Annotated in this window: 23 protein-coding genes; 16 read left to right on the top strand and 7 right to left on the bottom strand. The window is 46.7% G+C overall.

What is annotated here, in order from left to right; translation table 11 throughout:
• The first annotated feature begins 189 nt into the window (after positions 1–189).
• The 3 genes from BLS69_RS00620 to BLS69_RS00630 all read left to right on the top strand — a co-directional run bounded on the left by BLS69_RS00620 (position 190) and on the right by BLS69_RS00630 (position 3,065).
• Complete coding sequence (locus BLS69_RS00620; RefSeq protein ID WP_091027773.1) at positions 190–1,308, top strand: NADH-dependent flavin oxidoreductase; 1,119 nt, start codon at positions 190–192, stop codon at positions 1,306–1,308.
• Positions 1,309–1,471: 163 nt separating this feature from the next.
• A complete protein-coding gene (locus tag BLS69_RS00625) occupies positions 1,472–1,699 on the top strand; it encodes a hypothetical protein (RefSeq protein WP_091027777.1) in 228 nt (75 codons plus the stop codon).
• Positions 1,700–1,820: 121 nt separating this feature from the next.
• Positions 1,821–3,065, top strand: a complete 1,245-nt coding sequence (locus tag BLS69_RS00630) for a DNA glycosylase AlkZ-like family protein (RefSeq protein ID WP_256332191.1) — start codon at positions 1,821–1,823, stop codon at positions 3,063–3,065.
• A gap of 183 nt (positions 3,066–3,248) precedes the next feature.
• Here BLS69_RS00630 and fabV read toward each other — a convergent pair whose 3' ends face one another.
• Positions 3,249–4,442, bottom strand: coding sequence for an enoyl-ACP reductase FabV (gene fabV / locus BLS69_RS00635; protein ID WP_091027779.1), 1,194 nt, complete (start codon positions 4,440–4,442; stop codon positions 3,249–3,251).
• 203 nt (positions 4,443–4,645) lie between these two features.
• On the opposite strand from fabV, the gene BLS69_RS00640 reads away from it, so the two are divergent.
• From BLS69_RS00640 to BLS69_RS00650, 3 genes are all read left to right on the top strand, one after another.
• Positions 4,646–5,926, top strand: coding sequence for a transcriptional regulator (locus BLS69_RS00640; protein ID WP_091027782.1), 1,281 nt, complete (start codon positions 4,646–4,648; stop codon positions 5,924–5,926).
• A gap of 287 nt (positions 5,927–6,213) precedes the next feature.
• The gene (locus tag BLS69_RS00645) at positions 6,214–6,630 is read left to right on the top strand and encodes a hypothetical protein (RefSeq protein ID WP_074096159.1); all 417 of its coding nucleotides are present in this window, start codon (positions 6,214–6,216) and stop codon (positions 6,628–6,630) included.
• Between the two features lie 122 nt (positions 6,631–6,752).
• The gene (locus BLS69_RS00650; protein ID WP_091027784.1) at positions 6,753–7,547 is read left to right on the top strand and encodes a hypothetical protein; all 795 of its coding nucleotides are present in this window, start codon (positions 6,753–6,755) and stop codon (positions 7,545–7,547) included.
• Between the two features lie 99 nt (positions 7,548–7,646).
• Here the strand turns inward: BLS69_RS00650 and BLS69_RS00655 are convergent, their stop codons facing one another.
• A complete protein-coding gene (locus tag BLS69_RS00655; RefSeq protein ID WP_091027787.1) occupies positions 7,647–8,462 on the bottom strand; it encodes a class I SAM-dependent methyltransferase in 816 nt (271 codons plus the stop codon).
• A gap of 73 nt (positions 8,463–8,535) precedes the next feature.
• Complete coding sequence (locus BLS69_RS00660) at positions 8,536–9,477, bottom strand: helix-turn-helix transcriptional regulator (RefSeq protein ID WP_256332192.1); 942 nt, start codon at positions 9,475–9,477, stop codon at positions 8,536–8,538.
• Positions 9,478–9,565: 88 nt separating this feature from the next.
• Here BLS69_RS00660 and BLS69_RS00665 point away from each other — a divergent pair, with 88 nt between their 5' ends.
• Positions 9,566–10,999, top strand: a complete 1,434-nt coding sequence (locus BLS69_RS00665; protein ID WP_036617092.1) for a glycoside hydrolase family 1 protein — start codon at positions 9,566–9,568, stop codon at positions 10,997–10,999.
• A gap of 162 nt (positions 11,000–11,161) precedes the next feature.
• Here the strand turns inward: BLS69_RS00665 and BLS69_RS00670 are convergent, their stop codons facing one another.
• Positions 11,162–11,827: a phosphatase PAP2 family protein gene (locus BLS69_RS00670; RefSeq protein WP_091027792.1), complete on the bottom strand. Its 666-nt coding sequence runs from the start codon at positions 11,825–11,827 to the stop codon at positions 11,162–11,164.
• Positions 11,828–11,999: 172 nt separating this feature from the next.
• Here BLS69_RS00670 and BLS69_RS00675 point away from each other — a divergent pair, with 172 nt between their 5' ends.
• Positions 12,000–12,299, top strand: coding sequence for a hypothetical protein (locus BLS69_RS00675; protein ID WP_091027794.1), 300 nt, complete (start codon positions 12,000–12,002; stop codon positions 12,297–12,299).
• Between the two features lie 349 nt (positions 12,300–12,648).
• Here BLS69_RS00675 and BLS69_RS00680 read toward each other — a convergent pair whose 3' ends face one another.
• Positions 12,649–13,425: an AraC family transcriptional regulator gene (locus BLS69_RS00680; protein WP_091027796.1), complete on the bottom strand. Its 777-nt coding sequence runs from the start codon at positions 13,423–13,425 to the stop codon at positions 12,649–12,651.
• A gap of 19 nt (positions 13,426–13,444) precedes the next feature.
• Complete coding sequence (locus BLS69_RS00685; RefSeq protein ID WP_091027798.1) at positions 13,445–14,026, bottom strand: LysE family translocator; 582 nt, start codon at positions 14,024–14,026, stop codon at positions 13,445–13,447.
• A gap of 206 nt (positions 14,027–14,232) precedes the next feature.
• On the opposite strand from BLS69_RS00685, the gene BLS69_RS00690 reads away from it, so the two are divergent.
• The 6 genes from BLS69_RS00690 to mmsB all read left to right on the top strand — a co-directional run bounded on the left by BLS69_RS00690 (position 14,233) and on the right by mmsB (position 22,679).
• Positions 14,233–15,240 (top strand): substrate-binding domain-containing protein, encoded by a 1,008-nt coding sequence (locus tag BLS69_RS00690; protein ID WP_091027802.1) that lies wholly within the window; start codon positions 14,233–14,235, stop codon positions 15,238–15,240.
• A gap of 91 nt (positions 15,241–15,331) precedes the next feature.
• On the top strand, positions 15,332–17,200 hold the full coding sequence (locus tag BLS69_RS00695; RefSeq protein WP_091027804.1) for a cache domain-containing sensor histidine kinase: 1,869 nt from the start codon (positions 15,332–15,334) through the stop codon (positions 17,198–17,200).
• Positions 17,201–17,208: 8 nt separating this feature from the next.
• Entirely contained in the window at positions 17,209–18,513 is a 1,305-nt protein-coding gene (locus BLS69_RS00700) for a response regulator (protein ID WP_371129055.1), read from the top strand.
• 361 nt (positions 18,514–18,874) lie between these two features.
• Positions 18,875–19,960 carry a multiple monosaccharide ABC transporter substrate-binding protein gene (gene chvE / locus BLS69_RS00705; protein ID WP_091027808.1) on the top strand — a complete coding sequence of 362 codons (1,086 nt, stop codon included), beginning with the start codon at positions 18,875–18,877 and terminating at the stop codon, positions 19,958–19,960.
• A gap of 21 nt (positions 19,961–19,981) precedes the next feature.
• A complete protein-coding gene (mmsA, locus tag BLS69_RS00710) occupies positions 19,982–21,547 on the top strand; it encodes a multiple monosaccharide ABC transporter ATP-binding protein (protein WP_091027810.1) in 1,566 nt (521 codons plus the stop codon).
• On the top strand, positions 21,516–22,679 hold the full coding sequence (gene mmsB / locus BLS69_RS00715) for a multiple monosaccharide ABC transporter permease (protein WP_091027812.1): 1,164 nt from the start codon (positions 21,516–21,518) through the stop codon (positions 22,677–22,679). The genes mmsA and mmsB overlap by 32 nt, the downstream gene beginning before the upstream one ends.
• Before the next feature lie 76 nt (positions 22,680–22,755).
• On the opposite strand, the gene mgtE is transcribed toward mmsB, so the two are convergent.
• Entirely contained in the window at positions 22,756–24,126 is a 1,371-nt protein-coding gene (gene mgtE, locus BLS69_RS00720; RefSeq protein ID WP_091027814.1) for a magnesium transporter, read from the bottom strand.
• Positions 24,127–24,316: 190 nt separating this feature from the next.
• Between mgtE and BLS69_RS00725 the strand changes: the two genes are divergently transcribed.
• Together BLS69_RS00725 and BLS69_RS00730 are read left to right on the top strand one after the other, a co-directional pair.
• Positions 24,317–25,021, top strand: a complete 705-nt coding sequence (locus BLS69_RS00725) for a DNA alkylation repair protein (protein WP_091027815.1) — start codon at positions 24,317–24,319, stop codon at positions 25,019–25,021.
• A 42-nt stretch (positions 25,022–25,063) separates the two neighbouring features.
• A complete protein-coding gene (locus tag BLS69_RS00730) occupies positions 25,064–25,618 on the top strand; it encodes a methylated-DNA--[protein]-cysteine S-methyltransferase (protein WP_091027817.1) in 555 nt (184 codons plus the stop codon).
• Positions 25,619–25,823: the final 205 nt, after the last annotated feature.

The following is a 25,823-nucleotide window of genomic DNA, read 5'->3' on the forward strand; positions in this document are numbered from 1 at the left end:
ATTTTATCACAATAGAAAATTATTAAAAGTAAATCGTTTTAAATTACGTGTCAAATTCCTACTTTACTTCCCCTTAGGTTAACCTGATATTCTTGAGTAGAACTTGTGATTGGGATGAATGAGATAGGGTTACCTTCATCTGTTCCATACATAAGCACTTAGAAATCAAAATATAAAGGAGAACGTACAATGAGTAAATTTAATAACTTGTTTGAACCTTTTACATTCAATAAAGGGATTACATTAAAGAATAGAGTGGTTATGTCTCCGATGACGACATGGTCAAGCAATGATGATTACACGATTTCCGATGAGGAAGTTGCATATTATAAAAAAAGAGTGAATGGTGTAGGTTTAGTTATCACGGGCTGTACTCATGTCCTACCCAATGGTATTGGATTTACACATGAATTCGCTGCATATAATGATTCATTTATCCCTAGTCTAAAAAAATTGGCAGATGCTGCTAAGAGTGGAGGAGCTCCAGCAATTCTTCAATTGTTCCATGCTGGAGATAAAGCGATTGCTGAATTAGTTCCTAATGGTGACGTGGTTAGTCCGAGCGGTGTTGCTCTGACTGAAGCAGTACCCCCTAGAGAACTCACACATGAAGAAATTCTGGAAATTATACATGCGTTCGGTGAAGCTACAAGACGTGCAATTGAAGCTGGTTTTGACGGTGTTGAACTCCATGGAGCCCACGGTTTTTTACTTCAAAGCTTTTTATCTCCATTCTTCAACAAACGTCAAGACGAATGGGGGGGATCACTGGAAAAACGTCTGAGTTTTCCACTAGCTGTTATTCGAGAGGTGAAAAAAGCTATTGAGAGATATTCGACAAAACCCTTTATTTTAGGTTACCGAATTTCCCCAGAAGAACATCAACAAGATGCCCTTAGAATGAAAGATACTTACGCACTGATTGATAAACTGATTGAAGAAAATGTTGATTATGTTCATGGTTCCTTGGTACAAGCCCTTACGTCAAAACCAAAATATAACCAAGATAACAAAAAAACGTATCTTGAGCTGATTGTTGAACATGCCAACAATCGGATTTTTGTAATTGCAGCGGGTTCCTTGGAAAGCCCAGAGGATGTCTCTGAAAGCATGGAGAAAGGACTCTCTTTAGCGGTAATTGGACGTGTATTAATCTCGGATCCAGAGTGGGTTGAAAAAGTTCAACAAGGAAGGGAGGCGGAAATCCAAAACGTGATTAAATCATCTAACGTTAGAGATCTTGTGTTGCCAGCGAAACTATGGGGTGTCATACAAAATGCAGGTCCATGGTTTAAAGTTGAACAATAAAGAAGATGAAAGATCAAAAAAGGCCGCAAATAATAGCGTCCTTTTTTGATTTCAAGAACTTTTGTACTAATTTATCCGCTTCAACAAAAAAGCTTCACCTTCACTTGCGTAGCTGCACATGATATATTGAGTGTATATCAACCAAAGGAGTGTGTGATCCATTATGGCACGTACACAAACACAAAAAGCATTACGTAAAGCAGAGCGGTCAGGTCAATGGTGCTCGGAACAGAGCCGAAGAGTTAACGGAGATTATGGTGCGTTATCCCAGCATGTACGGCTCATGCCTACAAAGCAGGAAAAATTGCAAAAGGTCAAACACAAGAAGCAGATCATCCAGGATGGTGGTGCTTCTTTTTATTTTGTCTATGAGGCGCCGATTGCTGGATAAGTAAGATGATAGAATTCTTTCTTTGGTTGGAAAGTAATCATGTGGACTGTTAAAATCAATGTATCTTAATAAATTGGACTATAAATCCTTGTATATTTAATGAAGGGAAGAACCTATACATATGACAACAGCGCTGCACATGAATAAAAAAATCGTTCGGCGTTTTTTACTGCAAACGCAAGCTTTACTTGGACGTTGGCCCGCAGTTTCCTTACCTTCAGGACCGGACCAAGTTTTGAGTTTGATTCGCTCCCTTGGTTGCGTGCAGATCGATCCTGTGGCTGCTGTAACTGGAAACCAGCATTTGGTGCTGGGGGCTCGTGATCCGGGTTATACCGCGGACAGCTTAAATACACTGCTGAGTGATCACAAGGTGTTTGAGTATTTTGCAAATGCTGCCTGTGTCATTCCAATCGAGGACTATGCTCTCTTGGAACCTGTGCGTGCCCGATTAAGGGAGCGTCTGGCTCCGTCCCTGCAAGGTCTGGAGAAAACAGTGCAGCATGTGTTACAGCGTTTGAAGGAAGAAGGACCTTTACCTTCAAGAGCCTTTCGTGCTGTTGAGCGGGTAAGTGGTTATTGGGACAGTGCAGATGTGCCAAAGACAAAGGATACTACACTTGCTTTGAATTTACTGTTAGACTCCGCTGTGATTCGTGTGGTGGCGAGGCAGGGGAATGAACGTTATTTTCATATTACCGAATCCGGATTGCAGCAACAGGGACTTCCGAAAGAAGATATGGATGTGTTGGCCCAGAGACAGGCTCTGCTGGATAAATACATTCATGCGTATCGTGTCGTAGATGCCCGTGATCCCCATCTGGGTTGGCTGAAAGTTACAGCGGCTGAAAGACGCGCCGATATTGCTGCCCGCGTGTCAGATGGGCGAATGATCCCGCTTAAGGTGGAGGACGTGGTGACGCCTTATTATATACGTGCTGAAGATGAGGATTTGCTGCTGCACATGGAAAGGGAAGAGCCACACTATGATCCATCAGGCCCGGTCCGTTTCTTGCCACCGCTGGACAACCTATTATGGAGAAGAGAACGTATTGTTGATTTATTCGATTTTCATTATAAATGGGAGATTTATACCCCAGAGGTGAAAAGAACCTACGGTTATTATGCCATGCCTATTCTGCACGGTGATCGGTTGATTGGACGTATGGACCCACGACTTGATCGCAAAACCGGAGTACTTACCGTTCGTTTGTTATCGATGGAAGAGACTGCTCCACCTGTGGAGGAATGGATCACGGATTTTCGGGAGGGACTTCAATTCTTTGCGTCCATGCATGGAGCACGTTCCATTACTATCGAGAAGACGGTACCAAAAGAGCTGAAAAAGCTGCTTAAATCGATTTGATTAGGAGATATACGAAAGAATGTATGGATACGGAAAATTGGAATTGTTGAGGGGATTTTAAAAAGGACAAAAAAGGGGGAGCCAATTGGCTCCTCCTTCATTGATTTTAAAATCATATGTTTAACATGATATCCGCAGTTAGCTCTAACAAAAACCTAAGCTCACGTCCACGCAAAAACTTCTTTAGTTCACCAGATGAGGCATTTCAACGTTGGGATCAACATCTGCTTCATAATCCACACCATCGGTTTCAAAACCAAACAGCTGGAAGAATTCGCGACGGTAACCTTCCAGATCGGACAGATCGTAGATGTTTTCTGTGGTCAACTCATTCCAGAGCTTCGCCACTTCTTCCTGAACGTCAGCTCTCATCTCCCAATCGTCAATACGAATGCGACCTTCAGCGTCGGTTGGAACTTCTCCCCCCGCATACAGGCGATCAGCGAACAAACGTTGCAATTGCTCGATGCAGCCTTCGTGCAAGCCTTTTTCTTTCATGACTTTGTACAATGCTGAGATGTACAGCGGCACTACTGGAATCGCGGAGCTGGATTGAGTCACCAACGCTTTGGCTACAGTTACGTACGCACGTCCACCTTTGGCACTCAGACGATCATTCAGCTTGTGTGCTGTCGCTTCCAGATGATTCTTGGCCTGACCGATGGAACCATCACGATAAATGGCATGAGTAAGTTCAGGACCGATGTAAGAGAAAGCGATGGTTGTTGCATCGTCAGCAAGAACGCCGCCTTGTTGCAGGGCATCCATCCATAGTTCCCAATCGTCTCCACCCATTACGGTTACCGTCTGACGAATTTCTTCTTCGTTTGCCGGCTCAAGGGTAACGGAGCTGATTTCGCCTGTGTGGAAGTTTACCGTTTTGTTTGTGTAGGATTGTCCGATAGGCTTCAGCACAGAGTTGAACACTTCACCCGTGTTCGGATCGGTACGGCGTGCCGAGGCTACGCTGTATACGACCAGATCTACTTGACCGAGTTCACTGCGAATCAGTTCAACGGTTTTGTCTCGTGTTTCGTTTGCGAATGCATCACCTGTGATGCTGTACGATTTCAGGCCTGCTTCCTCAGCGGCTTTTTCGAATGCAGCGGAGTTGTACCAACCTGCTGACGCCGTACGTTTTTCTGTAGAACTGCTCGGACGGTAAATGCCGACTGTATTCGCTCCCGCTCCAAAAGCAGAAACGACGCGTGACGCCAGACCGTATCCGGTGGAAGCACCGATCACGAGTACATTACGCGGTCCTTTCAGCTCAGGCTGGGATTTCACATAATCGATCTGTTCCTGCACTTGGGCAGCGCAACCTACAGGATGGGAAGTGGTACAAATAAAACCACGTGTTCTTGGTTTAATAATCATTTATTTGCATCCTTTCATATTCAGCTCATGTTTCAGCATTTCGATAAAATGCTCTTACACATACTTTCTTATTGTAAAACAATTACCTCGGAAACGGAAACCGTTTCGTTTGATTTCGCCGGAAGTGTGGCGTTATATCTCTAATTTTGCGATGATGTGAATAGAATGTACTCGCTTGTTAGGATAGAAAGGACAGGGATACCATGCTGAAGGAACGGATTGAACTGCTAAGCAAAAGAAAACAAATCTCCCGTAAAGACCTTGTGGAAGGTCTGGTCACGCAGGCCCACTTTGCCAATATCCTGGCTGATCGTTATCCGCTACCTGAGGACTTGGCAGAAGCCATCGCCGGGCGTCTTGGGGTATCCCCTTCCTATATTCTAAAAGCTGCGGCTCAGGACGAGGAAACACTCGAACGTGCAGAGGTTATTTTCGAACAAATGTCTGTTCCAGCTTCGGCGATATTCGAAGATACGGTGCATGCACTGGCAGATCGGGATGACACGCTGACCGTAGAGTTGACAACGGCCTTGATGAAGGCGGTCTATTATCAACAATTAAACGATGCAACAGCTCATGAGTATATACATACGTCCTACCTCAATTTTTACCTGGAGAAATACGGTCGTCCAGACGATATCGATTTGCCGCGTCCGTTAGTCAAGGCACTTTTATTCTATAAAATACAATATTATCGCTCCAAAATGGCCTTTGTGGATGTATTAACTCATGCAACCAGGCTCAGTGAGCTGGCGCTTCCTGGCAGTGAATTCTGGTTGTCTGTGCAAAATATCAAGATGGAAGCCTACATTCAGGTCAAACAGTATGAAGAGGCAAAACAGGTATTCGAGCTTACGATGCGTCATGTCTATGATCAGCGGATGTTCCATCGGTTGTCCGGGTTATATGTGGCATATAGTGGCTATTGTTTTGCGATGGGGCTGGTTCAGGAGGCACTCTCGGCATTAACCATGGCGGAGGCGAACCTCGTGTATGCGGGCAATCAGGGAGATCTGGTGACGGCGATTGCCAACAATCGGATTGTCATGCTGACAATGACAGGTGAACTGGATCAGGCTCAGGGTGAGATTGAACGATTTGAATCGCTATTGCAGCAGGAAACGGAAGAAACTCAGCTCGCGATGAAGCCGCTTGTCAGTGTGTATCGATGCGAAGTGGCTCTGGCACGTAAGAACTGGGGCGTGCTTGCGCAGAGTGTAGATCAACTCTTGAAATGTGCAACAACACAGGACCAGCAGATGAGCGCAACCTTCTACCAGAGCCATCTGGCTCTTGCGCATGGAGATCGCGAAGTTTTCATGGAGCGGGCGCTGGCCTGTCTGCCTTATTTTGAATCCGCGCAGCATGTCATGCGGCTTGAACCGTTATATGAGGGGATGGCCGTAGTATCCGAGGATCAGCGGAAATACAAGGAAGCAGCCATGTATTATCGGAAACTGGTCTATCTGTTACGCAAAAAATAGAGTGGAAATCGGCTTGGAAGAGCCTGATTATGGAATGATTTGGTGCATTGCCAAAGCACTTGGCACAAAATATAGCTGCCAATCGTGAAATGAAGATCGGATTAGCAGATCTTTTTTTGCGAAATTAGCATTATTCCTTACCAAAGAAACGATTATCCCGTAATTCAATTGCCGGATTTTTCGTTTTTTTTGTATGCCGCCAGAAGGGTATTCAAGGACAAGTCACGGTGTTTATAATTTAACTATAATCATAAATAAAAACAAATAAAACAAATGAGGTGCTTGATATGGGATGGTTCGGTAAAAAGAACAAACAGGAAGATGCAATTGCTAAAGCGGATAAAATGATGAATAAAGGACTCACTGGCATGATGATGAAAGGTTTTGTATCAAAGGAACATCGGGAGGCGATCAACCAAAGTCTGGATTCGGCAAAGCAGGCACAGTTGGCGGCAAGTGGTTCTCTGCCTTTAACTGCTACGGCTACGGTGGTGACGATCACCGATACAGGCAAACTGATTAACTTTGATCCGATTGTTGTGCTTGTATTGGATGTGACAGAGACAAACGGCAACCAGTATCAGCGAACATTGGAGACATTGGTGTCCAAAATGCAGATTCCACGAGTAGGCGATCGGGTGGGATTAGGTCAGAATCCAGCGAATCCGTCCGAACTGATCTACATGGGTCTAGTGTCCATCTAGAAGGTATTTGGTTATAGACAGCGATACTCTATTTAAATAATGCGTATAACAACGATTAATAGATATATTATTAAAGCTTTTGATAGAGATATTAAGAGAAGGATTAAGAGAGGGTGGGTCATATGGTAGGTTTCCTGAGATTGATTGGCGTATTAACGGTGTTTGGAGTGGGGTTCTCCCCATTTCTGGCACAGCAGCTGTGGAACGATCCGTTTATGATTATGCAGGCATGGTGGTATACTCCGGCAATCTTTGCCGGGTTTGCACTGATCTTTGTTCCTGCGATTTTGAGCAATATTTTTGGCGTAGGTCGAGTGAAGACAGGTTTACCAGCAGTTGGGGTCATTAAAACTATACAACAGACAGGTACGTATATTAATGAACAGCCTGAGGTTCGATTGGGTCTGACGGTGTCGCGTAAGGGGCGTGAGAAATACGATACGGAGATGAAAACAGTCATTCCATTGACCTCCCTGGCACAGTTCCAACCGGGCAGTTTCATTCCGTTAGTCGTTTCTGTAAAGGATGAGCGCAAGGTAGGACTTGATCTGAAAGGGCGGTTGTCGCAAGAAGATATGCAGCAATTACTGGATGAGAAGATGGTACAGCAGGGGGTATCACCTGAAATGATGGATATTGCGAGAACAGGTGAAAAAGCGATGGCCAAGATTCTCGATGTCACTCCACTTGGGAGTGGAGGCAGTAATAAGATTAAGCTTCAGCTCAAACTCAGCATAACGAAGACGAACGGTGAAACCTTCAATGTGACAACGCAAAAAGAGATTTTGTCGTCCGCGCTGCCTCAGGTGCAGCAAGGTCATATCATTAACGTCATTTATTCAAGACAAGACCCAACAAAATTGGTGTTGGCATTGAATGTACAGGAGCGACAATTAAGTGACTTGTTCTCCTCCTGATGATGTAGACAAAAGGAGGACCTACAGATCATGTTTATGACGTGTAGGTCCTCCCTATTGCATTTGGTATGTACGAGAGATGCAAGCAACGGACTACTTTCAGACAATACCAAGGCGCATGCGATAAGAAAAGAGTACTTTTCTTGATTCTCCGTTAAATACACGATTAGCCAGCGTTCTGAACTCGTCAGCAGCTGTTAATAGATCATCCGCCCCAAGCTTCAACGCCGTTTGCAGCCCGCCTTGGCTTAGGGCGAGATTGACGTATCGATCGGCAGTGAATGTCTCGTGGTGATGAAACACGATTTCCCGCACATATCGGAACAGACCGGACTCCTGAATCTGCTGCAAATGCCCATCTTTGCTCCATTTGTGTGCCTGGCTATCCTGGGGAGCCAGACTGGCTGCTCGTTGATCTGCTTCTTGATTCAGCTGCAGATAGGCTTGTTCTAACTGCCAGTCTACCATTGGCGGCCAGTCGCAATCGTAGGCAGCAAATATGCCCCCTGTGCGAAGTACACGTGCAAACTCGCGTAGTGTGGGTTGCGGCTCCATCCAGTGAAATGATTGGGAGCAGGTAAGCACATCAACACTGCCATCTGGTAGTCCGAGGTCGTGAGACAAGCCGGACACAAACCGCAGGTTATCCGGCTTCCCGGCAGATTCCCACTTGGATTCTGCTACAGACCTCATGTCATCGCTGGGTTCAAAGCCGATAATGCGTTCTGCCTCATTAAGCCAGATCCACGAGGATAAGCCGGTGCCACAGCCAACATCTGCGACCATACGCGGTGTGCTGCCAAGATATGTCGTTAGAATATCCACGACTTCAGTGGGAGCGGCTGGTCGGTTCTGATCGTATAACGTACCAAAACCTTTGAAACGTTCCACATTGTTGCGTCTAATGTCTTGCATGAATAAACCTCCTTCGGTCAGATGGATGACGGAGAGTCAGCTGTGATCAAAAGTTGTATAGGCCTATATTATATCATTCATTGTTGGGAATTTTGTTCATGACGTTCTGCAAATGTTCAACGGCTTTGATATGACGTCTGAGCAATTCCTGTCCTACATGAACAGGATCGATTACGGTCAGCTCGGAACCAAATGACAGCAGGAAGGAGTAGAGCCATTCCCCTACATTCAGTTCGAGAGACACACGGAGCCTGCCATCAGGCTCTTTTTTTATGAGGGACGGTTCGAAAAAATCATGTACTCGGTATGCAATGGTGCTGGAAAACGAGAGTGTCAAAGGAGTCAGGGCAGGAGCTATCTCTGATTCAGGGTGGGTTGACCCCGCATCAACAGGGTGATCGTGTTTTCTCGTTAGAAAAGTCAATTGGGTGATCCGTTTCATCTTAAATGTCTCGAATTCTCTCCGATCAGGGTCATCATGGATATATCCTTTGAAGTACCATGTACTGTTTTTGAATATTAGTTTCTGTGGCTCCACGGTTGGAATGCTCTTCTCACCATCCGAATTAACATAATGAAACGTAATCAGTTGATTCGTTAATATGGCTTGTTTCACCTGATTGAACAGTTCTCTCTCTTGCAGGGGGATGCTGCCCCATGGTGAGAAATTGAATTCGATCCAATCCAGCTTGTGATCAAACAGAGCGGTCAGCCGTTGCAGCATATGAGCACTATTAAGGTGTGGGATCGCACTGATGCTGTATAGTCCCATCAAAATTTCGTTCTGGTCTTCTTCCGACAACAGGGACTTGTCCATGACATAGTTGTCCATCAGATGGATACCTCCATGCTTGCCGGTCGTGGTATAGACGGGGATGCCCGCGGCGCTCAGCCGGTCGATATCGCGATACACCGTACGTACAGAAATCTCGAACATACGGGCGAGTTCTGGTGCGGTGGCTTTCTTTTTCTCCAATAACAAAAGCAACATTCGAAATAGTCGGTTATTTTCCATGCTCTGATTATACCATGACAATAGGTGTCAGGGTATGGATGGTACACTGGTTATATAGTCTTGTTGAGATATGAAGGAGGAACTGGTCATGACAATGAAAGAAGGATTTTACTGGGGTGGCGCTACGGCTGCCAATCAATTCGAAGGTGGATGGAACCAGGGTGGCAAGGGGCCAAGCACGTCTGACATGATGACAGGAGGAACCCACACGATTCCACGCCGGATTACACCTGTATTGGAAGAGGGCACGTATTATCCGAGCCATGAAGCGGTTGATTTTTACGGACATTACAAAGAAGATATTGCCATGATGGCAGAGATGGGCTTCAAAATGTTCCGCATGTCCATCAACTGGTCCCGAATCTATCCGAACGGTTACGATCTGGAGCCAAACGAAGAGGGATTACAGTTCTACGATAATGTTTTTGCCGAGTTGAAAAAGTACAATATTGAGCCGCTCGTAACGATCTCCCATTACGAAACGCCATTCGGTCTGACACAGAAGTATAACGGCTGGGCTTCCCGTGAAGTTATCGACTGTTATATCCGTTATTGTACAACTCTCTTCAACCGCTACAAGGATCAAGTGAAATACTGGCTGACTTTCAACGAAATCAACTGTCTGACGATGCCGATGGGTGCTTATATGGCTGCAGGTATTCTGTTTGAAGGCAAAGAGACGCTGGTCGACGGAGTGGATGATCCACAGACTCGTTTCCAGGCATTACATCATCAATTCGTTGCGAGTGCCAAAGCAGTGAAGCTGGGACATGAGATTAACCCTGATTTCCAGATCGGCTGTATGGTTGCGTTCATGACCACCTATCCAAACACATGTAACCCGGACGACATGTTACTTGCACAGAAGAAAGACCAAATCTCCAATATGATCTGCGGTGATGTACAGGTTCGTGGAGCATATCCTGGATTCGCCAAACGTTTCTTCGCCGAAGAAGGTATCCAGATCGAGATGCAACCGGGAGACGAGCAGACTTTGCGTGAAGGCTGCGTAGACTTCTATTCCTTCAGTTATTACATGTCTTTGGTTGAGAGTGCGGACGAGTCCCTCGAGAGAGCAGAAGGTAATCTGCTGGGCGGTATCAAAAATCCATATCTCGAAGCTTCCGACTGGGGTTGGCAGATTGATCCAAAAGGACTGCGTTACACACTGAATCATCTGTATGATCGTTATCAGATTCCATTGATGGTGGTTGAGAACGGTCTGGGTGCTGTCGATGTGGTAGAGGAAGACGGCTCCATTCAGGATGACTATCGCATTGATTATCTGAAAGGTCACATTGAACAGATGAAAGAAGCGGTAGCTGACGGCGTAGATCTGATTGCCTACACCATGTGGGGATGTATCGACCTGGTTAGTGCATCCACTGGAGAGATGAAGAAGCGTTATGGCTTCATTCATGTTAACAAGGACAACGACGGTAACGGAGACTTGAGCAGAACACCGAAGAAGAGTTTCCACTGGTACAAAAAAGTCATTGAATCCAATGGTGAAGAGTTATAATTTGGTGTGAAAAAACTGATCCGTCTGTTCGCTTAAATGGGACAAGCGGATTCATGTATCCTGAACGAGTTCAGGACTACTATATATGAATATAAAAATACCCGGCTATCCTTCAGTTAAGGAAGGCCGGGTATTTCTTTGTGTAGTACAATAGCGGGCCGCCTAGGCTAGCCTTCTGCTTTGCAGTTGGGACATGCGCTCCAAATGCCGCCGATAAAACCATATGCATGTAGACAGCCAGCAACCACTCAAGAAGTATCCGCCTACGATATCACTTGGATAATGCACCCCCAAGTAGATACGACTTATACCAATGGTCAGTATAAATACGGCGCTGGCCACAATCATCAGCACACGTCCGGTGACGGTGGGTACATGTTTCCAGATTAGAAATGCCAGTCCACCGTACAGGCTAAATGCTGCCATGGAATGCCCACTGGGGAAGCTGTAACCACTCACTTCAATGATCCGGTTAATGGTAGGTCTGGCACGCTGGAATACCAGCTTGAGCAATGCATTTAACAGGGTTGAACCTGCGAGCACACAAGCCAGGAAGAGCAGTTCGCGTTTGTGTCGCAGGTAAACGTATAACACAATCATGGCGATGATGGTAATGAAGACCACTGGCATTTCGCTGCCGATCCAGGTAAAAAGGTGCATGAATTGTGTCATACCAGGGGATTCCAACCCCTGAATCCAGCCGATTAAGGTATCATCAAATCGATGAATCTGGTTGTCGCTGATGGACAGGGCGATGCTTATAAAGGCGATCATGCATAACGCTGCAACGAGCAGCGAGAATGAGATATTCTTTTTCCAGTTGTGCATCAAATGTTGAGTTCCTCCGTGATAGTTGATTTCGTATGTTGTGTCCTTGCGTATGTCGGACATAACGGTATTTATATTATGCTATAATTTTACAATAAATATAGCAGCAATAAAAATATGTAACCTTAACAACGCTTATTTAAGCAGAGAATGTAGGAGGGGAGCAGTCGGAATGAAACGATGGTTGGTGATGTGCATGTTGATCTTACTGTTGGTTACGTCTGGGTTAGCTCTATTTCCCGGAGAGAAAGTGTATGCTTGCAGTTGTGTCGAGAGTGATGTTCAAAAGAGATTGGAAACGTATACCACGGTATTTACAGGAAAAGTAGTGAAGAAAGGCGGATCGCAGCTATACCGGTATAATGGCGTAAGAGAGTATACCTTTGATGTAGATTCTGCATGGAAGGGAGTCAGTGCCAAAAAGATGAAACAGGCTGCATACGAATCTGTGCAGTGGCAATGTTCCTGTTGAACAAGCCGGGGACGATCTGAAATTGCTTGGCGCGGGCAAGGTTGTAAGTAAAGAAGATTTTGGAGAAACAAATGATGGGCGAAGTGAATATTACCTGCTTATTTTATACGGTGGAGTCATTTTATTGGCAGCGTTGGCAATCGTGTGGATATGGAAACGAAAGAAAAGAATCTGATTGCAGGTCTAATGAAATTTGAAAGTTGGATTGTATAACATAAGGTTTGTATGACAAAAAAAGAAACTAATCCCCGTACAGAGTGTTAAGGTACATTAACGTTCTATACGGGGATTTTCAGGATTGGCGTCAAAATTGTATCCAATTGGAGCAGGGACTATCGATCTTATGAAACTAGTTTAGCTGCAACATGTATTCATAAGCTGTGACGCCAAATACCCGTTTGAAATGCCTATTCAGATGGGTCAGATCCACGAATCCGCAATCGGCAACAGCAGTATATACGTCCTTGTGTGTTTCGATGGATTGACGGGCACGCTCTACCTTGCAGTTTAAGAAAAACTGGTAAGGGGATATGCCGGCTTGTGCCTTGAATTCACGGATAAATTGAAACTTGGACATGCCAAATTCGGAGCTCAGGTTGTCCAGCTTGAGTACATCTTCGGTGCTGCAAAACATGATTTCCTTGGCTTTGCGGACCAGGTTGTCCTGAGGCAACCAGAGCTTGGTGTCCATTTCCTTCTGAGCCAGAAGGTGAACCAGATCGAAGACCCGTTCGCTGCACTCGGCTTCGTTCTGTCTGAGTTGAACGGCGTCGTTCAGCATCAGGATCTTACGTGCAAGCTCGGGATCATAGACGATGGGACTTCCAAAACGCAATTCCTTTTTGCCTATAATCTCCTCTACCAATTCAGGCTTCAAATACAGCATCACATAGTCAATGCCAGCCTTATCATAGGAGCTTCCATCATGAGACTGTTCGCGGTTAAACAACATCACACCATTTTGGTGAGAAGCCTGATATTGTCCGTCGAGGTTGTATTGTTGAATGCCGCGCAGCGTTACGCCAACTGCATACTCTTCGTGGCAATGTTTTTTATATGCAAAATCAGTAAAGCTGGCGGATAGTGCCAGCACGTCTTGCGACTTTTTATAGTTAAACCGTTCCATGCAGCACACCTCCCAAGCTTTAGATCAATCCGGATACTATAATGGCTGAGTATAACAAAAAAAGAGCCATGAGAATACTCAGTAATTTTTGGTGCCGATTCAGCATCGTTTTGAAAACCGTACCAAAAACAACCCAACTGGAATAAGCCAGAAAACCAATGAACGTAATGAGCAACACAAACAGAAACGATGAGAAGGAACTTTGATAAAAGGGCAATACATAACTTGGAATGACCGTGAAAGTAAACAAGACCACCTTTGGATTCACAAATTGCATGATGAAACCGTTCCAGAATCCGGTAACTTGTTTCGGTGCATCCTCGGTGGTACCCATCTTGTAGATCTGGTACGCCAGATACACCATGTACAGACCGCCGACGATCTGCATCACCTTCAGAATTCCGGGTAACACTCCCGCAAGAAGCTGATTAAGAAAAGCTGAAGCGGTAAGCAGCAGACCAAATGCCAACGTAGCTCCCCAGACATAACGCATTGTTTTTCGTGCGCCAACGATCTGTGTAGAAGAAAGAATTACGATATTGCTGGGGCCAGGGGTGAATGTAACAACGATGCAGTAGATTAAAAAAGATGCAAGATTCATAATGATGATGCTCTCCTCTGGTTGTAGTCTAGTTCCATGATCATACGTCCAGAGGGAGAAACCATATAGTACATTATTGCAGCAGATACACCGTTAGCAACAGGAGCTTGCTTATAAAAGATAAGGGGTGGTTTTCTTTTAGAATGATTGCGTTTACAATTTAGACGATGTACAAGGTGATCAGACCACTTGAGGAAGTGAACGGAATGAAAAAAATGCTGCTGGTATACATTTTACTAATCTCAGCCTTTGCATTGTATGTGTTGAGATTCGAATACACCAGTCAGGTAAACAGTTCATGGGAGGACCGGGGGCTGCGCGGCGATATCGGAGAAACGTATATCATGATTACATTCCAGTCCGGGCTGGAGTATTGGAAAAGCCCGCTCAAAGGTTTCGAGGATGCCGCGGATGCGCTTGGCGTGACCGTAGAATATCGCGGTGCTACCCGGTATGATGCGAAGGAGCAGACCATGGTGATCGAGCAGGCTATCGCTCGCAAACCCGCGGGCATTGCCATATCTGCAATCGATCCTCAATCGTTAGTTCCAGCGATTAACAAGGCAATCGACGCAGATATTCCTGTTGTATTATTTGATGCGGATGCACCTGATAGCCAGGCCTATTCTTTTCTTGGGACAGATAATTACAAGTCGGGTGTAATGGCCGCTGATAAAATGGCTGAACTGCTGGGTCGTGAGGGAGAGGTTGCGGTATTAACCATGCCTGGACAACAAAATCATGAAGAGAGGACAAAGGGTTTCCGCGATACGATCAAGGAGAGATACCCTTCCATGCAGATCGTTGAAGTTGCAGACGGACACGGTGATGCGATGGTATCCAGAGACGAAACACTGAGAATGATGAAGGAACACCCGGAGCTGGCGGGTATTTTTGTGACTGAAGCTACCGGAGGAGCAGGAGCGGGTGAAGCCGTTCAGACTGCCGGGGACAGACATCCATTGCAGATTATTTCGTTTGATACGAATAAGGATACATTGGACATGATCAAGAACGGTACGATCTCAGCTACCATTGCACAGGGAACCTGGAATATGGGATATTGGTCACTCCAATATTTGTTCCATCTGCATCACCAGTTAACGGTTCCTGCCCCATCCTCATCCGGTGAAAATGCACCGCTTCCCGTGATGGTGGACACAGGGATCTCTGTGGTGACACGCTCGGATGTGGATGATTACTATGCCAAATAACAAGGGAGATTTCAAGAGTCCAAGGCTTTGGAGCAGGAGAGCAATTCTCTCCACTTTCAGGAACGGGATTCGGCGTTTACGCTTGCGTAATATGCCCCTTCGCTACCAGCTGATGCTGCTTTTTCTATTATTCGCCATTGTACCTTCCGTAGGACTTGGGTTGCTTGTGAACTGGACGGTGGAGCGCGTAGTTGAGCGACAGGTTGAAGGGCATACCATGCAACTGATTGGCAAAGTGAATGAAGCTCTGAACAGCAAAATGGAGAATTTGCAGAACATGACCTATCTGATTGCATTTGACCCGGATATTGATGCTTTTATGAACGACAAAGTGCCACTGAATGATGATGCAGGCATCGAACCGATGACCATGGACACCAATGCCGAAACGGAGCAAAATCGGTTATATGGCATCAAACAAACCTTGCAGGGGTTCACAACGTTGTATCCTGAAATCGCCGGGATTGTTCTTGTCAATGGAAGTGGTGACTATATTAGCAACGAGATGTATCCCCGGGCGGAACAGAGCCTGATCCATGAAAAATGGTATCAAAAAGCTTCGGCCAATCCGGGCATTTTCATGGTATTGGGTCAGCCAAAAGAGCGTAATCTCACGACACATGTACGGTACAAGGACGATGAGATTGTATCGGTTGCACGTTCCATAACGGATGAGGCGTCAGGACGTGTGCGGGGCGTTATTATGATTGATCTTAAACTAAGGTCCGTCTCTCAGGCTGCCCGTAATGTAACCTTGGGGAAATCCGGTTATGTGATGGTGACGGATGCAGAGGGTCAAAGTGTATACAAGCCTGAGCATCCGCTAATAGAACACATTCCCACAGACTGGTTCCCCTCCGGTGAGAGTGGAACGTTTACCGCCGATACAGAAGGTGGAACGTTATTATTCATGTACCAGTCGTCTACCTTTACGGGTTGGAGAACGGTAGGGGTATTTCCCACAAGAGACTCGATCTCGGAAGTGCGCCAGATCCAGTTTTATGTGGTTAGCTTTGTATTTGTGGTGTGTTTGTTTGGCCTGAGCGCCTCTTTATGGTTCTCCCGTTCTATTGCTCAGCCCATTTTCCGGCTCATGTCCTATATGCGCAGGGCGGAGACCGGCAATCTCAGACCAGGCCGCTGGAGCGATCGCGCTGACGAGATTGGCATGCTTGGCAACAGTTATAACCGAATGCTGGCACAGATTAGACAACTGATATCACTAAATGAATTGCGGGAGCGGCAGAAGCGCGACGCTGAAATGCGAAGTTTGCAGGAGCATATCAAACCACACTTTTTGTACAATACCTTGGATACGATTCATTGGATGGCACGCAAAGAGGGTGCAGAAGATGTATCCGGCATGGTTGGTGCGTTATCTCGATTATTTCGCATAGGGCTTAGTAAAGGACAGGATTACATTCCGCTGCACTCCGAGATTGAGCATATGACCAGCTATCTGCAAATTCAGCAGACACGATACCGCGATCGTCTTCAGTATACATTGAATATTCCAGAGGATCTGCGGGACCTTTTTGTGTTAAAGCTACTGCTTCAGCCCCTGATAGAGAATGCAATCTATCATGGAATCAAGGGCAGGCGTGGGCCGGGACACATTCGGGTGGAGGCCAGATTGGAACATAACAGACTGCTGCTGACCGTTCAGGATAATGGAGCAGGCATGTCCAACGAACGACTGGCCGAGATGCAGCAGCTGCTCGAAGCTCCTTTGGCCAGTTTGGAAGCGTCTTCGCCTGGGATGACAGGCAAAAGTTATGGAATGTTGAATGTGCAGGCCCGTCTTCGGCTGTCCTTTGGTGATGAATACGGTATTATGCTGGAGAGCCAGGAAGGGGAAGGAACTAGTGTGACCATTATTCATCCGTTGATGCGAGAGCTCCCGGCAACCAAGCAAATCAATAACGAAGAGAGGCAGGAGAGTGAATGGGAAAATTCATGAAGTCGACCGTGACAACTTCCACTGAAACAGATGAGACATCCGCATCGACCACAGTAATGGAGATTACGCCGGATAGCCATGTGGCGAAGAAATACCGCGTGCTCATCGCTGATGATGAACCGATCATTCGTGAGGGGATTCGGGATGCTATTGACTGGACAACTCTCGGGATGGAGGTTGTTGGTGAAGCGGAAGATGGCGAGGAAGCGCTGGAACGGGCGGCTGACTTGGGTGTGGATATTGTTCTCGTTGATATGAATATGCCATTCCTGAACGGAATCGAACTAATCCGTGCCCTTCAGCAGAAGTGCCCGGGCTGTCGTTACCTGATCATTTCGGGACATGATGAATTTGCATATGCGCAGGAGGCGGTTCGTCTTGGGGTAGAGGATTACATCTTAAAACCTGTGCAAGCAGAACAATTATATGCGGCACTTGAGCGATTGCATCAGCGACTTACTGAAGAACACCAGAGGACGGCATATGTACAACAGGCAGCTCATCAGATTGAACGTAATATCCCGCTGCTTCGCCAGCGATTTATGCTGGAGTGGTTGGAGGGGCAGGCTGAAGGGAGAGATCTGACGGAGCAGCTTGTGTTTTTGCGTCTGCCCCCTGTTCCACCTGTGCAGGTCGGGATTGTGCGCTGGCCTGCCGCTGAAGCGCGTCAGACGATACTGAGAGAGAATGATCGCCAGCTGTTTCTGTTTGCAGTGGAAAATATAATGAGTGAACTGCTGGCAGACCTGCCGCATGTTCTGTTTCGGGACGTAAGCGGATTGATCGGCATGTGTCTGTGGCAGGAAGCCCCCGAAGAAATAGAGTCCCTTCTGGAACAGCAGATCAGTTCTTGCCTGAATATTGCTATTCATGCTCATGTGGAGACACATGCAGGGACACTGGAGGAGACGCCTGATACGTACCGTCATTGCCGTGAACGGGTACACGAAGAAGTGCAGTTGTCCCCTCTGGTTCGCCGGGCGAGACAACTTATTCACGAAGAGTATGCCGAGCGGGAACTGACCCTGGAATCGCTCGCTTCCCGTCTACAAGTATCTGCCGTATATCTTAGTCGTGTGTTGAAGAAAGAGCTGAATGATTCCTTTGTCACGCTTGTCACCCATGCTCGCATTCGCAAGGCTATACAGTTACTAGACTCAACAACACTGCCGATCCACACCATCGCTGAGCGTGTAGGTTATGACACCCAGCATTATTTCAGTACCGCGTTTAAGAAAACAATGGGCATTTCGCCTGTGCAGTATCGAAAAGACGGAGGGACGGCTTATCGTCCTTCAACGAATCGAATATAATATGTAGCATATGAGGACAATTAAAAGACTTACCTCAACCGATATAACCGTAATACTTGATCATTAAGACGTATGATGAATGAGATGGATGTGTTCTACTTCGTGTAAAGCGAAGTGGAGCATGTCCTTTTTTTTTGACTCTGGAATGGCATCTCATGGATCACACTTGTACTTTAAGCGTTTCCATCAAAAGTTAAATTTTTATAAAAAAGGTTCAAAACGTGCAAAGACCTTGCAGTATCTCCAATGCTACCATTGGTCTCAGATAGGAACACCAAGCAACAGAATGTACCACATGCATTGTAAGCGTTATCTTATAACTCATTCAGAACCGTATGATGTGAGGAAAGGGGAACTTCATATGAAAAAAGGAGCAATGCTCATCTGGCTTCTGGTGATGACCTTGATGCTCTCGGCTTGCAATCTGGCAGAGAGTGGGCCAGGCAGCAAAGAAAAGGGATATGTTGGTATATCGATGCCAACCAAATCATCAGAGCGATGGGTGGGAGACGGGGAGAACATGGTCCGTCTGTTTCAGGAGCAGGGGTACAAAACCGATCTTCAGTATGCTGAGGACGTGGTTGAGAATCAGATTTCACAGATTGAAAACATGATTACCAAAGGTGTGGATGTGATGGTCATCGCGTCCGTGGATGGCAACACATTAACGGATGTGATCAAGAAGGCACATGACGAAGGGATACAAGTGATCTCGTACGATCGGCTCATTCGCAATACGCCTTACTTAACCTATTACGCCACGTTCGACAATTTTAAGGTGGGTGTGCTTCAAGCCTCCTACATCGAACAAAAACTTGGACTCAAGGATGGAAAAGGACCGTATAACATTGAGCTGTTTGGCGGCTCCCCAGACGATAATAACGCCTATTTCTTCTTCGACGGCGCGATGTCTGTCCTAAAGCCGTACATCGATTCCGGCAAGTTGGTTGTGCGCAGCAAGCAGATGACGATGGCCCAGATAGCGACCTTGCGCTGGGACGGTGCATTGGCCCAGTCACGGATGGATAACCTGCTGAGTGCCTATTACTCAGGTGATCATCTGGATGCAGTGTTATCTCCTTATGATGGAATCAGTATTGGTATCATCTCATCCTTGAAAGGAATCGGTTACGGTACTTCGAACAAACCGCTGCCCGTTATTACAGGACAGGATGCCGAACTTGCTTCGATCAAGTCGATTGTGGCCGGGGAACAGACACAGACCGTGTTCAAGGATACGCGGAAGTTAGCTGAGAAGACGGTAGAGATGGCCAATAGCATTTTGCAAGGAAAACAGGCGGAAGTTAATGATACAACATCATATAACAACGGAATAGAGGTTGTTCCGGCGTATCTCTTGGATCCCATCTCCGTGGATCGTACAAATGTGGAGCAGGATATCGTGGGTACCCAGTATTACACGAAGGAAGAAATCGGACTGAAATAATAAGTGAAAGGAGCACATCCCATGGCCGGAATCATTCTGGAAATGAAGAACATCACCAAAACCTTTCCTGGCGTCAAAGCACTGGAAAATGTCAATCTGAAAGTCCGTGAAGGCGAAATTCATTCCATATGTGGTGAAAATGGCGCAGGTAAATCTACGTTGATGAAGGTGTTGAGTGGTGTATATCCACATGGCACGTATGAAGGTGACATTTTATTTCAGGGCAAAAAATGTGAGTTCAAGGATATCAAGCAGAGCGAGGATCTGGGAATCGTTATTATCCATCAGGAGTTGGCCCTGATTCCCTACCTTTCAATCGCGGAAAATATATATCTGGGCAATGAGCGTGCCAGCAAAGGAATAGTCAACTGGAAGGAAACTTTTGTGGGTACACGAGAACTGCTCTCGAAGGTGGGACTGAGCGAAAATCCAAACACGCTGGTATCCAGCATCGGGGTAGGCAAGCAGCAACTGGTCGAAATTGCGAAAGCGCTCTCCAAAAAGGTGCGGCTGCTTATTCTGGATGAGCCAACCGCTGCGCTGAACGAGGACGACAGTGAAAATCTGTTGCAATTGATGCTGGAATTCAAGAAACAGGGCATCGCCTGTATTCTGATCTCACACAAGCTGAATGAGGTATCCAAGGTATCCGATTCCGTGACCATTTTACGGGATGGCAAGACAATTGAGACGTTGGATATGAAGAAGGAAAAAGTGTCGGAGGACCGGATTATTAGCGGCATGGTAGGACGTGATCTCACCAGCCGTTATCCGGAGCGTCATGCCACCATTGGTGAAGTTATCCTTGAGGTAAAGGACTGGACGGTATATCACGAACATCATGCCGAGCGGAAAGTACTGGATCAGATCCATATGAATATCAGACGTGGGGAGATTGTGGGCATTGCAGGGCTGATGGGCGCTGGGCGTACCGAGCTTGCGATGAGTATCTTTGGCAAATCCTATGGCCGAAATATTTCGGGGCAACTCATCAAGAATGGTAAACCGATCCACAACAATACCGTCACCGAGGCCATTCAGAACGGGTTTGCTTATGTGACAGAAGACCGCAAGGAATATGGACTCATTCTGATGGATGACATCAAGCGCAATATTTCCTTAACGGGTCTCAGCAAGCTGACGCGAAACGCCGTAGTGAACGAGCGTGAAGAAGTGCTGGTGGCGGAAGAGATGAAGAAAAGCATGAACATCAAAGCACCAAGTATTTTGCAGAAGACCGGTAATCTGAGTGGTGGCAACCAGCAAAAAGTGGTGCTCAGCAAATGGATTTTTGCCGGACCGGATATTCTGATCCTGGATGAACCTACCCGCGGCATTGATGTGGGAGCGAAATTCGAAATCTATACGATCATTCATCGGCTTGCTGCTGAAGGCAAGGGCGTGCTGGTAATCTCATCTGAGCTTCCGGAGGTTCTTGGCCTGTGTGACCGGATCTATGTGATGAATGCCGGGCGAATTACCGGTGAAGTCAGCCGGGAACAAGCATCGCAGGAAACATTGATGAGATATATGACCAAGTCTGGAGGCGGCAAGCATGGAAATGATAACAAAGCTGTTCAAAAATAATATCCGTCAATACGGCATGATTATTGCCTTGGTAGTGATTATGCTTTTGTTCGAGGTACTTACAGGCGGGCTGTTGCTCAAGCCGATTAATATTACAAATTTGATTTTGCAGAACAGCTACATTTTGGTGCTGGCGATCGGAATGGTGCTGGTCATCATTACCGGGCATATTGACCTGTCTGTTGGTTCCATTGCAGCCTTTGTGGGTGCCGTTGCCGCGATTATGATGGTTGATTGGCAGCTTCCGGCTTGGCTTGCAGTTATCGCTTCCTTGCTGGTTGGGGCTTTGATCGGTGCATGGCAAGGCTTCTGGATCGCCTATGTACGGATTCCGGCATTTATCGTGACGCTGGCAGGGATGTTGCTGTTCCGCGGCTTGACGATGATCGTGCTGGAGGGGCAATCGATCTCTCCTTTCCCGGGTGGTTTCCAGAAAATAAGTTCGGGCTTCCTGCCGGACATTCAATTCTCAGGCTTTGGTCTGGTATCCATCATTGTGGGTCTTGTGCTCACCGTCTGGTACATTGTCAATGAACTGCGGGAACGCCGTTCCCAGCGAAAATACGGATTCGAGGTTGTGTCACAGGGACTGTTTTTGCTCAAGTTGATTGTGGTGGCTGTCGTGACAAATCTGTTTACGTTTGTACTCGCAAGTTATGCGGGTATTCCGAATATCCTGGTCCTGCTGTTTGTCCTGATCGTTGTGTACTCCTTCGTGATGAATCGTACTGTCATGGGACGACATGTGTATGCGCTTGGAGGTAATGAGAAGGCCGCAGGTCTGTCTGGGGTCAAAACAAAAAAGGTAACCTTCTGGGTTTTCGTGAACATGGGTACGCTTGCCGCGGTATCAGGGTTAATCTTCGCCGCACGTCTGAATGCGGCTACGCCAAGAGCGGGTACCAACTTTGAGTTGGATGCCATTGCGGCTTGCTTCATCGGTGGTGCTTCCGCTTCAGGGGGCATAGGTACGGTATTTGGTGCGATCATCGGTGGTTTGGTTATGGGTGTGCTGAATAACGGGATGTCCCTGATTGGTCTCGGTATTGACTGGCAACAGGGAATTAAGGGATTGGTACTGCTGCTGGCGGTAGCGTTTGATATCTATAATAAAAATAAAAGATCAGCGTAACACTGGGATAAAAATAAAACGAAAAAACAGACCTAGATCTCAGGATCAGGTCTGTTTTGCTGTATGCACAACCTATTTACATCAAGGCATCGAGAAAACGTGTGGCGATTCCAAAATAGATAAACAGGGACAAGATATCATTTAATGTGGTGATTAATGGGCCAGAGGCAACAGCCGGGTCGACTTTGAAACGACTAAGCAGAAGCGGGATGCAGGTGCCAGTCAGTGTGCCAATGACAAGAGTGAGGAACAGAGACACCCCAATTATGGCGCCTAGCAGCCAGTCCCCTTGCCAGAAATAAGCGATGACAGTAATCAGCAATCCACAGACCAAGCCAATCATGGTGCCTACCTTGATCTCCCGACCAATCAGTGCGAGTACGGTGGATTTGTCGAGTTTGCGTCCGATCAATCCGCGTACCACAACAGCCAGAGACTGTGTTCCTGTGTTCCCCGTCATACCTGCGATCATCGGCATGAAGAATGCCAATGCGACTACTTGATTCAGTGTATCCTCGAAGAAATCCACGATGCTTCCCGAGATTAAGCCAATTAGCAGCAATAGAATGAGCCAGGGAAGTCTGCGTCTAACGGCAACAAGTGGTTTGGTATCAAAGTCGATATCCTTGCTGCCGCCCCCCATCTTGGCTAAATCTTCACTCGCTTCATCCATAATAATATCGATGACATCATCCATCTGGATGATACCGCATAACCTGTGATTCTCATCCACTACCGGAAGCGCCATAAACTCATAACGCTGCAGAAGCTGTGCGGCTTCTTCCTGGTCCATATCCACCGTTGCATGGATCACCCGCTGGTTCATCAGTTCTTCAACCTTGGTCTTGTCGTCAGCCAAGGCGAGTGAGCGATAACTCACGACACCGACCAGTTTGCCTTCATTATCGGTCACATAAAGGTAACTGGAGGCGGAGATATGCATGGTACCTTGCGATTGTCGCAAGGCTTCCTTGGCTGTCTCATGGGCGAGCAGGGTCCGGTACCGATCTGTCATGATGCGTCCTGCCGTCTCCGGCGGATAATTAAGCACGGACCGGATAATGGCAGAGTGGTCCAGATTCATGCTGGACAGCAATTCTTCTCTGCGTTTGGCAGGCAAATCGTGCATGAACCGGATCAGATCACTTTTGTCCATCTGCTGCATGACTTCAAGCGTTCGTTCCGGCCCAAGTCGTTCAAACAGTTGAATCTGTTCGTGCAGCTTCAGGGTCTCGGCGAGATCCGCCAGCGCATCGGGTTTGAACAGGAGAAGAAATCGATTGGTTTCTTCTTCAGGGAACTTTTTATACACGAGTGAGAGGTCGTAGGGATGCAGTTCTTTCACCAATTTATAGAAATCGGGAAGGTTCCGGGATTGCACATATTGCACGAGTTGTTCGGTGATCTCCTCCACGGAGAAATCTTTCTTGGTATGAGGTCCGTTCATATCGACACTCCTTTCTAAACGGTTAGCTTCATATTTTTAAACGAAATGGGTTGGCGGTTAAACAAATGAAGGGAAAAGAGCGCACCCAAAATGATATTGTAATCTTGCTCAAACATTCGATATGGGCTTACAAACAGCCGCTGCAAGGATATACTTGTTGTACAGCAACAGACGAGGAGGACATGCGCTAGTGGAAGCAGATATCAGAACACAATTGCTCAGCATGGTTGAGCCGGAGTATCAGAAATTCTCGGCTGCGCTTATTCCCAACATCACGAATGTACTAGGTGTAAGGTTGCCGGCTTTACGAAAAATTGCCAAGCAGCTTGCCGCCGGGGACTGGCGCACGTATCTGGAAACGGCAGAGGATGAATATTTTGAAGAAGTGATGCTGCAAGCCATGGTCATTGGACATGTCCAGGCTGATCTGGACGAACTGTTAAAGGCTATTGAAACATTTGTACCGAAGATTGACAACTGGTCGGTGTGTGACAGCTTCTGTGCCGGACTGAAATATACGAAGCTCCATTCGGAGCCGATGTGGGCGTTCTTGCAGCCGTATCTGAGATCAGATCAGGAATATGAAATTCGGTTTGGCGTGGTAATGCTGTTGAATTTTTATCTGAATGAGAGATATATTGATCAGGTTCTGACCGTATTGGATCAGATTCGTCACGAGGCGTATTATGTGAAAATGGCAGTGGCTTGGGCCATCTCAATGGCTTATGTGAAACAACCTGAGGTGACTCTGCGTTATCTGAACCATAATACCCTGGACGATTTTACGTATAATAAGGCACTTCAGAAAATCACGGAATCTTATCGCGTTGATCCGGAGAGCAAGCAGATGATCCGCAGTATGAAACGTAAGGTGAAGAAGCAGGTTACCTCCTAGTCCTAACATGAAGCATTCCACCGGGGAGAGGGCGATAAACGAATGAGAAAAAAGTTGATGTACACTACGATGCAGTTGGACGGTCGTCCATGGGTGCTGCTCGCTACGGAACAAGGATTGTGCCGAGTGGTCATGCCCAACGAAACACTGGAGGATTGGAACGGCTGGATACAGAAAATTGCACCTGGGGTGGAACTGGAAGAGAACGAACATGCGCTGAAACAAACAGGCATGATGGACTGGTTACAGTCCTATTTTGCAGGGAAACCGATGACTTATACAGATGCTATTCCACTGGACTTGATCGGAACGAACTTCCAGCAGGAGGTATGGAGAGAGTTAGGGCGTGTGCCTTACGGTGAAATTAGGACCTATGGTGACATCGCTGCTGCCATTGGAAGACCTTCGGCTGTGCGCGCAGTTGGGGCTGCAAATGGAGCCAATCCAATTCCGGTTCTGCTACCCTGCCACCGCATTATCGGGGCTAATCGCAAGCTGACCGGGTTCCGTGGAGGCCTAGAGATGAAGCGCAGATTGCTAGATATCGAACAGATTGAAGGCGTGACCGATGGAGGGCATGCGCGGTTTCATTTTTAATGGAAGAGGGAACATAGAAGATTAAGGTGATATGGACAGGGCAGGCACGTATTGTGCCTGTTTTTTTGTATGTATTAAGGTAGCGTAATATAAACGTTCCGCATATGGAACACCAACGTTTTACGTATTTTTGCCCTGTGAACCCGTATGGTACCATGGATCATAGATTATCAATCGGTATCCGGAAGACGTAATGCCGGGTGAG

The organism is Paenibacillus sp. CF095 (genome assembly GCF_900101225.1).
In the GTDB taxonomy this organism is placed as follows: Bacteria; Bacillota; Bacilli; order Paenibacillales; family Paenibacillaceae; genus Paenibacillus.